The organism is Corynebacterium sp., assembly GCF_030152825.1.
Taxonomy (GTDB): Bacteria; Actinomycetota; Actinomycetes; order Mycobacteriales; family Mycobacteriaceae; genus Corynebacterium.
The window spans coordinates 17,693-31,771 of sequence record NZ_JASLIP010000053.1; the positions used below are offsets into that span (position 1 = coordinate 17,693).

General features: G+C 66.1%; 15 protein-coding genes. 8 read left to right on the top strand and 7 right to left on the bottom strand.

What is annotated here, in order from left to right; translation table 11 throughout:
* Positions 1-29: 29 nt before the first annotated feature.
* Positions 30-1,034: a class 1b ribonucleoside-diphosphate reductase subunit beta gene (nrdF, locus tag Q1V78_RS06440; protein WP_300612828.1), complete on the bottom strand. Its 1,005-nt coding sequence runs from the start codon at positions 1,032-1,034 to the stop codon at positions 30-32.
* Between the two features lie 64 nt (positions 1,035-1,098).
* On the bottom strand, positions 1,099-1,557 hold the full coding sequence (nrdI, locus tag Q1V78_RS06445) for a class Ib ribonucleoside-diphosphate reductase assembly flavoprotein NrdI (RefSeq protein WP_300612830.1): 459 nt from the start codon (positions 1,555-1,557) through the stop codon (positions 1,099-1,101).
* A gap of 206 nt (positions 1,558-1,763) precedes the next feature.
* Here nrdI and Q1V78_RS06450 point away from each other — a divergent pair, with 206 nt between their 5' ends.
* Positions 1,764-2,036, top strand: coding sequence for a hypothetical protein (locus Q1V78_RS06450; RefSeq protein ID WP_300612832.1), 273 nt, complete (start codon positions 1,764-1,766; stop codon positions 2,034-2,036).
* Positions 2,037-2,051: 15 nt separating this feature from the next.
* On the opposite strand, the gene Q1V78_RS06455 is transcribed toward Q1V78_RS06450, so the two are convergent.
* From Q1V78_RS06455 to Q1V78_RS06465, 3 genes are all read right to left on the bottom strand, one after another.
* A complete protein-coding gene (locus tag Q1V78_RS06455; RefSeq protein ID WP_367279558.1) occupies positions 2,052-2,729 on the bottom strand; it encodes a metal-dependent transcriptional regulator in 678 nt (225 codons plus the stop codon).
* A gap of 135 nt (positions 2,730-2,864) precedes the next feature.
* Positions 2,865-3,653: a CPBP family intramembrane glutamic endopeptidase gene (locus tag Q1V78_RS06460; protein ID WP_300612834.1), complete on the bottom strand. Its 789-nt coding sequence runs from the start codon at positions 3,651-3,653 to the stop codon at positions 2,865-2,867.
* A complete protein-coding gene (locus tag Q1V78_RS06465; protein ID WP_300612836.1) occupies positions 3,650-5,032 on the bottom strand; it encodes an amidase family protein in 1,383 nt (460 codons plus the stop codon). Before Q1V78_RS06465 ends, Q1V78_RS06460 begins: the two co-directional genes overlap by 4 nt.
* A 62-nt stretch (positions 5,033-5,094) precedes the next feature.
* On the opposite strand from Q1V78_RS06465, the gene pheA reads away from it, so the two are divergent.
* On the top strand, positions 5,095-6,144 hold the full coding sequence (gene pheA / locus Q1V78_RS06470; protein ID WP_300612838.1) for a prephenate dehydratase: 1,050 nt from the start codon (positions 5,095-5,097) through the stop codon (positions 6,142-6,144).
* A gap of 17 nt (positions 6,145-6,161) precedes the next feature.
* The gene (locus Q1V78_RS06475) at positions 6,162-6,980 is read left to right on the top strand and encodes a histidine phosphatase family protein (RefSeq protein ID WP_300612840.1); all 819 of its coding nucleotides are present in this window, start codon (positions 6,162-6,164) and stop codon (positions 6,978-6,980) included.
* Positions 6,981-7,026: 46 nt separating this feature from the next.
* Here the strand turns inward: Q1V78_RS06475 and Q1V78_RS06480 are convergent, their stop codons facing one another.
* The gene (locus tag Q1V78_RS06480; protein WP_015381123.1) at positions 7,027-7,377 is read right to left on the bottom strand and encodes a metallopeptidase family protein; all 351 of its coding nucleotides are present in this window, start codon (positions 7,375-7,377) and stop codon (positions 7,027-7,029) included.
* A gap of 30 nt (positions 7,378-7,407) precedes the next feature.
* On the bottom strand, positions 7,408-8,454 hold the full coding sequence (locus tag Q1V78_RS06485) for a septum formation family protein (protein WP_300612844.1): 1,047 nt from the start codon (positions 8,452-8,454) through the stop codon (positions 7,408-7,410).
* A 70-nt stretch (positions 8,455-8,524) separates the two neighbouring features.
* Between Q1V78_RS06485 and serS the strand changes: the two genes are divergently transcribed.
* The 5 genes from serS to Q1V78_RS06510 form a co-directional block, all read left to right on the top strand.
* Positions 8,525-9,793, top strand: a complete 1,269-nt coding sequence (gene serS, locus Q1V78_RS06490) for a serine--tRNA ligase (RefSeq protein WP_300612846.1) — start codon at positions 8,525-8,527, stop codon at positions 9,791-9,793.
* Between the two features lie 136 nt (positions 9,794-9,929).
* Positions 9,930-10,838 (top strand): 1-acyl-sn-glycerol-3-phosphate acyltransferase, encoded by a 909-nt coding sequence (locus Q1V78_RS06495; RefSeq protein ID WP_300612848.1) that lies wholly within the window; start codon positions 9,930-9,932, stop codon positions 10,836-10,838.
* Entirely contained in the window at positions 10,838-11,749 is a 912-nt protein-coding gene (locus tag Q1V78_RS06500) for an HAD family hydrolase (protein ID WP_300612850.1), read from the top strand. Before Q1V78_RS06495 ends, Q1V78_RS06500 begins: the two co-directional genes overlap by 1 nt.
* Before the next feature lie 89 nt (positions 11,750-11,838).
* Positions 11,839-13,377: an FAD-binding oxidoreductase gene (locus tag Q1V78_RS06505; protein ID WP_300612852.1), complete on the top strand. Its 1,539-nt coding sequence runs from the start codon at positions 11,839-11,841 to the stop codon at positions 13,375-13,377.
* 108 nt (positions 13,378-13,485) lie between these two features.
* A partial coding sequence (locus tag Q1V78_RS06510; RefSeq protein ID WP_300612854.1) for a class I SAM-dependent methyltransferase occupies positions 13,486-14,079 on the top strand: 594 nt, incomplete at its 3' end.

Here is a 14,079-nt window from a genome sequence, read left to right on the forward strand (position 1 = left end):
GTTCTCCGCTTGGGTGGCGGATGCCGCGCCTAGAACTGCCAGTCGGCATCCTCGGTCTCCTCGGCGATGCCGATGATGTAGGAGGATCCGGAGCCGGAGAAGAAATCGTGGTTCTCATCCGCGCCCGGGGTCAGCGCCGAGAGGATTTCTGGGCTGACGCTCGTTTCCGAGCCGGGATAGATTGGGGTGTAGCCCAGGTTCATCAGAGCTTTATTCGCGTTGTATTTCACGAAGCGTTCTACATCCGCCATGAGGCCGAAGGGTTCGTAGAGCTCCGTGGAGTACTCCAACTCCAGCTGGTAGAGCTCCTCAAGGAGCTCGTGAGTGAAATCGGAGAGTTCCGCCGCCCGCTCCGGGTGGCGTTCGATGCCGCGCTGGAATTTATAGCCGGAGTAGTAGCCGTGGACGGCCTTGTCTCGCAGGATGAGGCGGATCATATCCGCCGTATTGCTCAGCACCCCGCGGGTGGAGAAGTGCAGCGGCAGGTAAAAGCCGGCGTAGAGCAGCACGCTGGACAGCAGCGTGGCCGAGACTTTCCGCTTCAGCGGATCTTCGCCGAAGTAGTGCACCAGCACCTTGCGGCAGCGGGTCTGCAGAACCTCGTTCTTGACCGCCCAGTCGTAGGCCTCGTTAATTGCGGGTGTGTCGGACAGGGTGGAAAAAACGCTGGAGTAGGAGCGGGCGTGGACTGCCTGCATGAAGGCGATATTGGTGTAGACGGCCTCCTCGTGTTCGGTGAGGGCATCCTGAATCTGGCTGATTTCGCCGACCGTGGCCTGCATGGTGTCCAGCAGGGTCAACCCGGTGAAGACGCGCATAGTGAGGGTTCGTTCCAGGTCAGAGAGGCTGTTCCAGTCCGGCAGATCATTGGAGAGGGGTACCTTTTCAGGCAGCCAAAAGTTCGCGGTGAGGCGAAGCCAGACTTCGAGGTCTTTCTCGTCCTGCACTCGGTTCCAGTTGATGGGCCGGATAGGGGTGTGCAGGTCGGTTTTGCTCTTGGGTGGGGTGATTGAGCTTTCCAGGGTTTTATTCATTGAACTCCTTGTGGCTGATTGGGGTGGACCTCATCGCCTCTGTCGTTTCTGGGGGGTGCATGTTTTAGGCGTTTTCTTTGCCCTGCTGTGCCCAGAAGGCGTCCAGGCCATTGCGAACCTTTTCGACGTCCTCGTCGGTGCCGAGGAGCTCGAAACGGTAGAGCTCCGGCACCCCGCATTTGCGGGAGATCACGGGACCGGCGATGCAGTAATGCTCCCCAAAGTTGGTATTCCCGCTGGTGATTACTCCCCGAATTAGGGCGCGGTTTTCCGGGATGTTGAGGAACTGGATCACCTGCTTTGGCACGGCCCCATTGAGTGCCCCGCCGCCATAGGAAGGCAGCAGGAGAACGTACGGGGCGTTGACTCGGATCATGCCTTCGATTTTTGGCCTCAAGGGGATGCGCAGTGCGGGGCGCTCCAGGCGTTGAACGAAGCGGTGGGTGTTCTCGGAAACGCTGGAAAAGTACAGAAGATCTGGGGTTTCTTCTTCTGCTGCTCCGGGGATAGGCATCGAGGTCATGGCATCACAGTACCTCAAGGCGTAATCAAAAGAAACCAAGCACCAAAGTTGTAACTACGATGCGACGAACTTATGCTTGTGGCGTCGGGGTACATCCCCTCGAAGGGGCACACTTCGCTCAATCCTCACCCGAGGATTGGCGGTCCCGGGAGGGGTGCTCCACCACACTGTCAGTGCGAGCACTGCCGAAAAAGAAGGTTAAATGAATGAAAGAACACCCATCTGCCCAGCGCCACGGTTCCTGGATTGAAAGCATCGCCGTCGCAGAACTCCTTTACGACGGCAATCACGCTGCGGCCAAGGATTTAATTGATAGCTCTGCCTTCCCCGATGAGGTGGTGGGGGATGTTCTGCGCTTATTCTCCCTCTTTTTAAGGCTGCAGAGTGGGGCTCACCCCGAGGAAGTGTCCAGCTTTTTCGAGGCCAGCATTTCTGTGGGCCCGCCACCGACCTTCGGTTCCCATCCCCGCCTGCCCTAAGGTCCCCGCGCGGTATTAGTTCCCGGCGGGGCGTAATACCCAAATGGCTCCCAGGGCGTCTTTGCCGAGGGGAAAGCTCTTTTTGCCCGCCACCTGGACCAGCACCGATCCGCTAAAGGGTGCGCCCTGACCCCAGCTGATCTGCATTCCCACCCCCAGGTCCTGGGACTCGAAGAACTGCAGCAACTCCGAGTTATCGTCGGCAATCCGCACCACCTGCCCCAGCTCCCCCGGCGCCAAAGCGGTCAACGGGGTGGCGTCCGGCATCGCGACCTGACCATCGGCGGATGGAATCGGATCCCCGTGCGGGTCGGTAGATGGGTTGCCCAGTACGTCAGCGAGCCGTTCCACCAGGAAATCGGAGACCGCGTGCTCGAGGTTCTCCGCCTCCGCGTGGACCTGATCCCAGCGATAACCGAGCGTGTTGAACAGGAAGGTTTCCAGCAGGCGGTGGCGACGCACCATTGTGAGAGCAACCCGGCGCCCCACGTCGGTGAGGGTTACCTCCCCGTAGGGGGCATGATCCACGAATCCCTGCTCGCGAAGTTTCTTGATCGCATCCGAGGCCGTGGACAATCGCACCCCGACCTGCGCGGACAGAGTTTTGGCGGTCACTGGTTCCGCACTCCACTCCCGGAGATTCCAAATGGCTTTCAGATAGTCCTGGCTGCTTGCGGAGAGCGAGGCGATGATGGAGGCAAGCGTTTCAGGGCTCGACGATTGGTTCTGAGCGAGGGGGTCAGCCTGATCAGGAAGGGGATTTTCGGCCTTCTTGCCTGCAGTATTCTCCGGGCGCATGGCCCTTAAGCCTAGCAGCCCGGTTCCCACCTAGCCGACCCCCACGAGGCCACCGCCGCCCAGGGCATAGCCCGCGAAAGCCACCGTGTCGATGAGCCCGTGGGCGATGATCAAGGGCCAAACCCGGCCGGTGCGGCGGAAGTACTCGATGAAGACCAGCCCCATCACCGCATTACCCAGGCCCGCGGATACGCCCTGATAGAGGTGATAGCTGGCCCGCAGCAGGGCCGAGGCCGCGAAGATAGCGGGCCAGCGCACGTTCAGCTGATGCAGCCGGGTCGCGAGCCAGGCGACGACGATCAGCTCCTCGGCCACCCCATTGGCCCAGGCGTTTAGGAGCAGGGAAGGCAGCGTCCACCAGTGCTCACCCAACCCGGAGGGCACCACGACCTTTGAGGCGCCCAGGTGCACCGCCAACGCATAGAACGCCAGACCCGGCAGGCCGATGAGTGCGGCCAGTCCCGCCCCGTGAGGCCAATCCCTGGCCCGGATCCGCAGGTGCAGGGCCGGTCGCCGCGGCGCTGGGTGCGGTGGGGCCGGCTGGGGTGGCAGGTGACGCAGCAAGAGGAATGCCACTAGCCCGCCCCATGCCAGGAGCACGCCGGAGGTGATCAGTTGAAAGGCCGGATCGAGCCACGCCAGGTGGGACTGGGACTGGTTGAGCAGGGCCTCCTGTTCATTGAGTGGGGTGGGGTCCGTGAGGGCCTCGATCAGCCGTAGCGTCGCGCGTAGGCCGGAGGCTCCGAAGGTGACCGCCAGCAATAGGGCGAGCTCGACGCGCAGGGCTCGCCGGTCGCGGGGGAGGAGCTCGGCGCTCATGGTTGCCCGTGCTCGCAGGATTCGTGGCTGTGCCTTGCTGCGCAGTCGCACCCAGCGCCGTGGTTGTCCGCGCCGGGGCGGGGCTCGTAGTTCAGGGAGCTCAGGTCACCGGGCTCGGCCAGTGAAAGTCCCTCCACCGGCAGCACCGCCGCGGCGGCCTGCACCTGCTCGGTCAAAGCCAGAAGGTCCGACGCACTCACCCGGTCGCCCACCGCGCCGAGTTGCAGCGCGATCGGCCACCGGCCCGGCACTCGGGCCGGGTCCACCAGCGGCACCGTCACCGATGCCCAGCCGCAAAGGTTCCACAGCGTGCCCCATGGCGTCCAGGCTGTCTGTGCCCAGAAGTTCAGCCGCGGGCTCAGCCGAGAGAAGGAACCCGGTGCCGGGGGAGCACAGGCCAGCATCGGGGTGGCGACCACGTCCAAACCCGCTGATGACCAGCGGTGAAGCGCTGTCTGACGCATCCGGTGGATGCTGCGCTCCATCTCCTCGCGGCGCCAGCGGGGCACACCCGCGCCCTGCCGCTTGAGCCAGCTCGTGAGCTCCGAGAGCGGCTCCGGCAGCTCCGCGCAACGGGTGGAGAGGACGGTCGCGAAGAGCTCGAAATTCGCTGGGTCATAGGGCTGGGGCGCCTGGCGGACCTCCGCCACCGATTCCCCGTTGGTTAACAGCGCGGTGGCCCCTGCGGTGGCCGCGGCGATCGCGGGATCCACCCGGGAGTGGTGGTGGAAAGGTTGATTCGTATAGCCCACCCGCAGGCCCCACGGCTGGGTGCGGGGCAGCTGATAGGCCTTGCGCGTGTTCGCGAAGGAGTCCGCAAGGTAGCCGTGGGCGGAGGGGTTGAACCCTCCCACCGAGGTATCGTGTGCCGGCTTGAGCCCCACCAGCCCGCAGCAGGCCGCTGGCACCCGGATGGAGCCACCCCCGTCCGTCGCGTGCGCGATCCGCGCCACCCCGTGGCCCACTGCCGCGGCGGCCCCGCCCGAGGAGCCACCGGTCATCATTGACGGGCTGATTGGGTTGACCGGGGCCTCCTGGCCGACGGGCTCGGTATAGGCGCTGGTGCCGTACTCCGCGCTCGCGCTGGCCCCAACCAGTCGGGCGCCCGTCGCGAGCAGGTTTTCCACCGCGGTATCGCTGTGCGTGGCGCGGAAGCCCTGACGCGCGTTGCCCATCGTCACCCACTCGCCCGCAACCTGCTGGGTGTCTTTCACCAGCAGCTCCTCTCCGCTGAGGTGGGAGGCGCTACTCGCGGAATCGACGTGCGGGCGGTCGTAGACCCGCGCCACCCCCAGCTGCGCGGGCGAAAGTCCGGTCTGCTGGCTCGCTGCCGCGAGCCGCTGGGCGAAGGTATCGGGGGTGGGGCTGAGCTGTGTCACAGGGCTAGGTTACCCGCTGGCCCTGCCCAGCCCCGTGATGCAGCCCACTAGTATCGGACTCCATGAGCAACACTCCCACCATCGCTTTTCTCGGCCCGCGGGGCACCTTCACCGAGCAGGCCGCGCTCGAGTTCCTGCGGGGCGGCCACGTGCCCGGCGTGCCCGCCAGCTCGGCTGGGTCCGACCCTGAGAGCGCCGCCCAGCTGGAGCCCCGAAACAGCCCGGCCGAGGCGCTCCGTGAGCTCCGTGAAGGCCGGGCCGATTACGCGGTCATCGCGCTGGAAAGCTCCGTGGACGGCCCCGTGGCCCAGGCCGAGGACGCGCTGGTCACCGGCGATCGCGTGCAGATCCTCGCCGAGCTGCTGATCCCCATCCGCTTCGCGATCGGCGTGCGCGCCGGGGAGGCTGAGTACTTCCGCAGTGCTGCCAGCGCCGAGGAGGGCGCGGCGGCCCCTGTGTTCAGCACCCACACCGTCGCCGAGGCTCAGGTGCGTGGCTGGGTGGCCGAGAACCTGCCCGAGGTGCAGTTCAGCCCAGCGCCCTCCAACGCCGCCGCGGCACAGGCCGTCGCCGAGGGGCGTGCCGATATCTGCGCGGCCCCGCTGCGCGCCCTCGAGATCTATGGGCTGGAAGCGATCGCCACGGACGTCGCCGACGTCGCCGAGGCCTTCACCCGCTTCGCCCTGGTCTCCCGGCCCGTCCCACCCGCACCGCGCACCGGCCACGACCGCACCGGGGTGGCCTTCACCGCCCAGCACGACCGCCCCGGCAGCCTGATCTACGCCCTGCAGCAGCTCTCCCTGCGCGGGGTGAACCTCACCCGAATCAGCTCCCGGCCCACCCGCGAGCTGCTGGGGACCTACGTATTCCACATCGAGATGATCGGCCATATCGAGGACTCCGCCGTCGCCGCAGCCCTGCAGGGGCTGCAGCGGGAGAGCTCCTGGATCCGCTACCTCGGCTCCTGGCCGCTGGCCACCGCCCCGCGCGGCGTGGACGAGGAACATCTGGTGAAGATCCTCGGCAACGTCGCTGCCGAAACCCCGGACGAAGGCCCCTCCGAGCGGTGGCTGGCCGATATGATGAACCCCGCAGAAGACCACCGGGCTTGAGAGAAGGAAGCGAGAACATGACCCGCTTGTTTCTGGTCCGCCACGGCCAGACCACGTCCAATGAAATCCACGCGCTAGATACCGCGCTGCCAGGCGCAAGCCTCACCACGCTCGGCCGGGAGCAGGCCGGCGCCGCGGGCCGCTACCTGCGCAACGCCAGCGACCGCGTGCACGTCCTTTCCTCACAGGCCGCACGTGCTCAGCAGACCGCCGCGGGCCTGGCCACGGCCTTCGCCGCCGAGGGTGGGGCCATCGCCGCGGCCGCGCCGGGCAGCAGCTTCGCCGAAGGTTTCCAGCGTTTCCGGGGCCGCGAACTCGCCGGGCTGGTCGACACCGCCGCCGTCGAGCTGGCGGGCGAGTACGCAGGCTCCCTGGCCTCCGTTTTCGGTGTGGCCGAGATCCCGGCCGGGGACATGGAGATGAAGAACGACGAGGACTCACACGAGCTCTACCACCGACTGCTCGGGGACTGGCTGCATGGCCAGATCGACAAGGTCGTCCCCGGTGGGTCCTCCGGCGCCGAGGTGCTGACCAGCTACCTGCCGCAGGCGCTGGCCATCGTCGCGGCGGCGCAGGCCGAAGACGCGGACGCCGTCCTGGTCAGTCACGGCGCCGTGATCCGCCTCGTCGCCACCTGGCTGGGAGCGGTCGATCCGGAGTTCGCTTATCGCGCGTACCTGCCGAATGGGCAGGTGGTCTCCATCGCCCTGCCAGAGGATTTCGGCGAGCTGCTGGACCAGGTCGCGGAGGCTGTGGACGAGCAGTTCCGGAACGGGGTGCGCGGCCGTTTCCGCGTCACCGAGTGGGGCCCGTTCGGGGTCCCGGAGCTGGCCTAAACCCAGCAAAACCGGCTTCAGCCCAGCTACCCCGGGGCTAAACCAGCTAGCCCCAGCCGAGCTCGTGGAGGCGGTCGTCGTCGATACCGAAGTGGTGGCCGAGCTCGTGGATGACGGTGATGGCGACCTGCTCGACGAGCTCCTCCCGGGTATCGACGACGTCCTGCAGCGCCAGCCGGTAGATCGTGATCTTGTCCGGCAGCGCGCTGGTGTATTCGCTGGTCCGCTCGGTGAGCGCGACCCCCTCGTAGAGGCCCAGGATGCTGGGGGAGTCGAGGTTATAGTCCTCGGTGACGATCGCGACGTTATCGACGTTATCCAGTAGTTCCCGTGGGATGCGACGCAGTCCCTGGTCGACGAGTTCCTCGAACTCCTCTTCGCTGACCTCGATGCTCAATGCTCAATCACCTTCGCTCGTGGTGCCCGCTTAAGGATCCGGGTTGCCCTCGGCATTGGCGCCCTCCGGGGCCGGTGTCGGGGAATCGCCGCGCTTCGGCAGACGCTTCGGCGGGGTCTTCGGCGGCTTGCCGTTGACCGTGAACTGCTGCCGGACGTCGCCCTTCAGCGTGGCGAAGCCATCGCCCTCCGTCGCGATGAGCGCGCAGTTCGCCTGGCGGGAGCCGGTGACCCAGGATTCCTCCGGCTGGGTGGTCCAGAACGGGGTGAGCGTGGACTGGTAGAGGCCCTCCTCGCCGCCCATGTAGTTCTCCGCCTGCTCGGTGCAGATCTTGTTCAGGGCATCGTTTTGGCGCTTGATGTCGGGCCACTCGTCGCCGTCGAAGATCTTGCCCAGGTCCACCTGGTGCGTGACCTGCCAGGTGTGGTCCTCGCTGCACGGCACCACGCGGGTGGAGCGGCCCTGAACCTGCACGCAGGTATCCGGCTCGTAGACGCGCGACTGATCCTGTTCGGCGGCCAGGCCGGTGGTTTCGACGGACTTGCCCTCGGCGTCCTGCACCATCACGCCACACAGCATGGTGCGGTCGCCCTCCGCCCAGGAGGACTCCGGCGGCAGGATCGGGGAGATGTTGTAGCGCCCGTTCGGGTCCAGCTTGCCCTCCAGGTAACGCATGGTGGGGCCGACGCAGAGTTCCTGGCTGAGCTCGGCCTGGCGCTTGACGTCCGGCAGCGCGCCCTTCGCCCCGAATTCGCTGGAGGGGTAGGCGCGCAGGTCCTCGCGGGCGGAGACCTCAAAGCGGTGTGGCTTCTTGCAGTCCACGGTGAGGAAGTCGGTGTTCTGACCGTTCGGGGTGCGGGTCCAGTTGACGCACTGGCCGGTGTCCGCGTTCGTGAACGCGGCGGCGCGGACCTCGGGAGCCTCGGCCTCGTTGGCTGGTGGCGCGATGGTCCGGCCGGCGTTGCTGTCGGCGGCGTAAGTGTAAGCGCCGGCGGCGACGCCACCGCACAGGGCTGCCAGGGCCATGACTGTCACGCTGCGCATCCGGCGAGTCCAGGTGGCGTGACTAATACTCATGTTTCACTTTCTTCGGCGACGGCGGTGCGGGAGGAAACTTTATCCCACCACTATAGCTAAGCTAGAAGCCATGATTGATCTCAAGCTCCTGCGCGAAAATCCAGACCTCGTTCGTGAATCTCAGCGTACCCGTGGGGAGGACCCAGCACTGGTTGACCAGCTGCTGGAGGCCGACCGCCAGCGCCGCGAGGCGATTTCCGCGGCCGACCAGGCCCGTGCGGAGCAGAAGGCGTTCTCCAGGGCGATGGGACAGAAGATGGCCGCCGCCTCCGATGAGGAGAAGGTCCAGCTGCGCGAGGAGGGCAAGCAGAAGGCCCAGGCTGTGAAGGACCTAGAGGCTACCCAGAGTAACGCGGAGCAGGCGCTACACGATCTGCAGATGCAGATTTCCAACGTTGTCGAGGGCGCGCCCGCCGGCGGCGAGGAGGACTTCGTGGTCCTCGAGCACGTCGGCGAGCCCACTACCTTCGACTTCGAGCCGAAGGATCACCTGGAGCTCGGCGAGTCCCTGGGCTTGATCGACATGAAGCGCGGCACGAAGGTCTCCGGTTCCCGCTTCTACTTCCTCACCGGCGACGGCGCGCTGCTGCAGCTCGGCATGATGCAGCTGGCCGCCCGCAAGGCCACCGAGAAGGGCTTCCAGCTGATGATTCCGCCGGTGCTCGTGCGCCCCGAGGTCATGGGCGGCACCGGATTCCTCGGCGCCCACGCGGATGAGGTCTACCGCCTGGAGGAGGACGACCTGTACCTCGTCGGTACCTCCGAGGTCGCCCTGGCCGGTTACCACTCCGATGAGATCATCGACCTGGACGAGCCGAAGCGCTACGCCGGCTGGTCTTCCTGCTTCCGCCGTGAGGCTGGTTCCTATGGCAAGGACACCCGCGGCATCATCCGCGTGCACCAGTTCGACAAGCTCGAGATGTTCGTTTATTGCCGCCCGGAGCAGGCCACCGAGATTCACCAGGAACTGCTGCAGCTGGAGAAGGACATGCTCGCGGCGATCGACGTCCCGTACCGCGTGATCGACACCGCCGGCGGCGACCTGGGTTCCTCGGCGGCCCGCAAGTTCGACACTGAGGCCTGGGTCCCGACGCAGAACACCTACCGCGAGCTGACCTCCACCTCGAACTGCACGACCTTCCAGGCCCGCCGCCTGCAGACCCGCTACCGGGACGCCGACGGCAAGACGCAGGTCGCCGCAACCCTGAACGGCACCCTGGCGACCACCCGCTGGCTCGTCGCCATCCTGGAGAACCACCAGCAGGCCGACGGTTCCGTCGTCGTCCCGGAGGTGCTTCGTCCGTTCGTGGGCAAGGACGTCCTGACCCCGAAGAACTAGGCCACCAGGCCCTGACCCTGTACCCCAGGGCCCTCAAGCGACAGGGCCCTGAACCACGGCGCCCACCACTTAGGCCCACACCACTTCAGCCCCGTCCTCATACGGCGGGGCTCCTACACAGCAGAGGATCACGACCATGGCTAAGCTCCCGGCACTCCTATCCCGCGTGGGATCCATCTTCTCCATTGATAGGTGGACCGACTCGGCGTTCACCCTGACCAGCAAGGGGGTAGAGACACCGAAGCACTCGGAATCCCAGGAGCTCGTCTACGGCCGGATCATCGTTCGGGCTGCGAAGCTGCTGATGCGCTACATCCAGCGCCTCGAGGTGGTGATCATGCACCACGAGCGGATCCCCGCCGAGGGCGGGGCTCTGCTCGCGGTGAACCACACCGGCTACTGGGACTTCGTCTACGGCGGTATCCCCGCGCACTTCCGCGGAGGGCGCCTGGTGCGTTTCATGGCGAAGAAGGAGATTTGGGATAACAAGTTCGCCAAGGCTCCGATGGAGGCCTGCCGCCATATTCCAGTGGATCGCGCTGACGGCCAGGCCTCGGTTAACGAGTCCATCGAGCGGCTGAAGGATGGCGAGCTGGTGGGGATTTTCCCCGAGGCGACGATCTCCCGCTCCTTCGAGGTCAAGGAGCTGCGCCAGGGCGCGGCTATCATCTCCCGCGACTCCGGTGCCCCGCTGATCCCGATGGCCATCTGGGGTTCCCAGCGGATCTGGACCAAGGGTGGCAAGAATAACCTCCGACCCAAGGACGCCAAGCTGGTCATCAGCGTCGGCGAGCCCGTCGAGGTTACCGAGGATTCCATCGAGACCACCGAGCGCCTCCACGAAGCTATGAAGGCCCAGTTGGACGAGGCTCAGCAGGAGTACGTGCGCCGCTACGGTCCCATGCCGAAGGGTGAGTCCTGGGTCCCGGCCCGGTTCGGTGGTTCCGCCCCTACCCTGGAGGAAGCCACCGCCAAGGACCGCGCCGACCAGGCGGAACGCAAGCGCAAGCGCGAGCATCAGGCCCAGCAGGACCGGAAGAACTAATGAGCCAGCCGCGACTGATCGTCAGCGATATCGACGGCACCCTGCTCAACAGCAAGGAGCGGGTCTCCCCGCGGCTACGGGAGGCCGTCCGCCGGCTCACCGCCAGCGGCACGATCTTCACCCTGGCCTCCGGCCGACCTGCCCGCTGGATGCTGCCGGTGCTCGAGCAGCTGCCGATCCGCCCGCTGTGCATCTGCGCCAACGGTGCGGTGACCTATGATTCCGCCCGTGACGAGATCGTCCGCGCGAAAACCCTCTCGCCCGAGGACATGCGCAGCATCGTCGAGACATCCCTGGAACACACCCAGCACCTGCCGACCCACCTGCCGGAGTACCTCTTCGGCCGCCAGTCTGGTCCGCACATTCCCGCAGGTCCCGGCCTCGGCTTCGGCGTGGAACGCGCTGGTGTCAGCGCTTTCGACCGCGCGGAGGAGCTTTACGTGGTGGAACCAGACTTCACCCACGCCTGGGAGTCCGAGGAGCACCTCATCTGCCCCGTGGAGGAGGTCATCTCCCAGCCCGCGGTGAAGCTGCTGGGCCGCAACCCGAACGTCACCTCCCGCCAGATCTACGACGCCCTCGTCGATCACATCGACCCCGCGCTGAGCCACATGTCCTACAGCTGGGGCGGCGGGCTGGTGGAGTTCTCCGCGCCGGGTGTGACCAAGCGCAGCGCCATCGAGGACCTGATCTCACACCTCAACGAGCGGGCAGCACCTGGGATGGAGCCGATCCGCCGGGAGGACGTCGTCGTCTTCGGGGACATGCCCAATGACCTGGAGATGATCGAGTGGGCCGGGCTCGGTGTCGCGATGGGCAACGCCGAGGACCAGGTCAAGGCCGCTGCGGACGTGGTCACCACCACCAACGACGACGACGGGGTCGCCGAGGTCCTGCAGCGCTGGCTCTAGGCTTTCGGCCTCCCTTTTTCCTGCCACCACTGCCGTGTGCCAGATACCGCCCCGGCACCATTGCGGCCCGCGTGGTTAAGGTGGGGGATATGACTGTCTTGGGTGCGCTGAAGAATATTGCCGTGGAGACCGTCGGGAAAACCACCGATGCGTTACGTATCGGCAACGGCCTCGATGCGCGCGAGCTGCAACCGGTTGGCTGGTTCGCGCACGCGCAAGCAGTGGAGAAACTGCGAGCCAGCTACGAAGCCATCCCGCGCGGAGAGGACGTCCGCCTGGCCAAGAAAACCTCTAACCTCTTCCGCGGCCGCAACCAGTCGACCGCGCCGGGCCTGGACGTCTCCGGACTGGGTGGTGTGATCGCCGTCGACCCGGTGGCAGGAACCGCCGACGTGCAGGGGATGTGCACCTACGAGGACCTCGTGGACACCGTCCTGCCCTACGGTTACAGCCCGACCGTCGTCCCGCAGCTGAAGACGATCACGCTGGGCGGGGCGGTCACCGGCCTGGGCGTGGAGTCCGCGTGCTTCCGCAACGGGCTGCCGCACGAGGCGCTGATCGAGATGGACGTCCTCACCGGCACCGGCGAGGTGGTGACCTGCTCGCCGACGCAGAACGTGGACCTGTTCCGGGGCTTCCCAAACTCCTACGGTTCCCTGGGGTACGCGGTGCGCCTGAAGATCGAGCTGGAGAAGGTCAAGGACTACGTGGAGCTGCGGCACGTCCGCTTCCACGACGTCCACGCGCTCACCGAGACGATGGAGCAGATCGTCGAGACGGGGGAGTACGACGGCGAGGCGGTGGACTACCTCGACGGCGCGGTGTTCAGCCTGGAGGAGTGCTACCTCATGCTCGGCCGGCAGACCGATGAACCCGGGCCGACCAGCGATTACACCCGCGACCGGATCTACTACCGCTCCATCCAGCACCCCGAGGGCGTGCTGCGCGACCGGTTGAGCATCCGCGACTACCTGTGGCGCTGGGACGTGGACTGGTTCTGGGCCAGCCGCGCCTTCGGCACCCAGAACCCGACGATCCGCCGCATGTGGCCCCGCGACCTACTGCGCTCCAGCTTCTACTGGAAGATCATCGGCTGGGACCGCAAATACGACCTCGCCGACCGCATCGAGGCCGCCAATAACCGGCCCGCCCGCGAGCGCGTGGTGCAGGACATCGAGGTCACCCCGGAGCACCTGCCCGAGTTCCTCGAGTGGTTCTTCCACGCCTGCGAGATCGAGCCCGTGTGGCTGTGCCCGATCCGCATCCGCGGCACCGGCGCGGACGGAACCGAGCTGATTGGCGAAGGAGAGACCCTGGGGTCGGATAAGGAGCACCCGTGGCCGCTCTACCCGCTGACAGTGGGGCAGACCTGGGTCAACGTCGGCTTCTGGTCCTCCGTGCCCGTCGATTTGCTGGGCAAGGGCGCCCCCGCAGGTGCCTTCAACAAGCTCGTCGAGGAGAAGGTCAGTGCCCTGGGCGGGCACAAGTCCCTCTACTCCGAGGCCTTCTACGACCGGGAGACCTTCGAGCAGCTCTACGGCGGCAGCTTCCCGGCCCAGCTCAAGGAAGTCTTCGACCCGCAGGGGCGCTTCCCCGGGCTGTACGAAAAGACCGTGGACTGGGCTTAGCAGGGCGCCTGGAATGGGGCCTGGCCAGGGCAAAGGCGGGCGCGTTGACGTCGAAAACTAAAAGGGACAACAGAAAACAGCGAAGAAGGAAAAGATAAGGGCGAGAACATGAATTCGGGCTTCACTCCAATGACGGTGGCGGAGATCGTGGAGGCGATCACCGCACCACCGCTGCCTTTCCACGTCACCGGCTTCGACGGATCCGAGACCGGGCCAGCGGATGCGCGTCTCCGCCTGGAGATCACCAGCTCCGATGCGCTGGCGTATATCGTCACTGCGCCCGGCGACCTGGGGCTCGCGCGGGCCTATATCACCGGCGCACTGCAGGTCAGCGGTGAAAACCCCGGCCACCCCTATGGCATGTTCGACGCTCTGCAGACCTTCTACTACGAGTCCTTCCGCAAGCCATCGGCCGCCACCGGGGCGCGCATCGCCCGCTCCCTGAAGCACCTGGACGCGATCCGGCCAATGCCGATCCCGCCGCAGGAGGACCAGCCGGGCTGGAAGAAGGCCCTGTTCGAGGGGCTCTCCCGGCACTCCCGCGAGCGGGATAAGGAGGTCGTGCAGCGCCACTACGACGTCGGCAATGACCTCTACGAGCTCTTCCTCGGCGACTCCATGACCTATACCTGCGCCTACTACCCGGCTGATGAGTCCGATACCCCGGGGGGCTGGGATAAGAGACAGTGGGCGAAGGGTTCG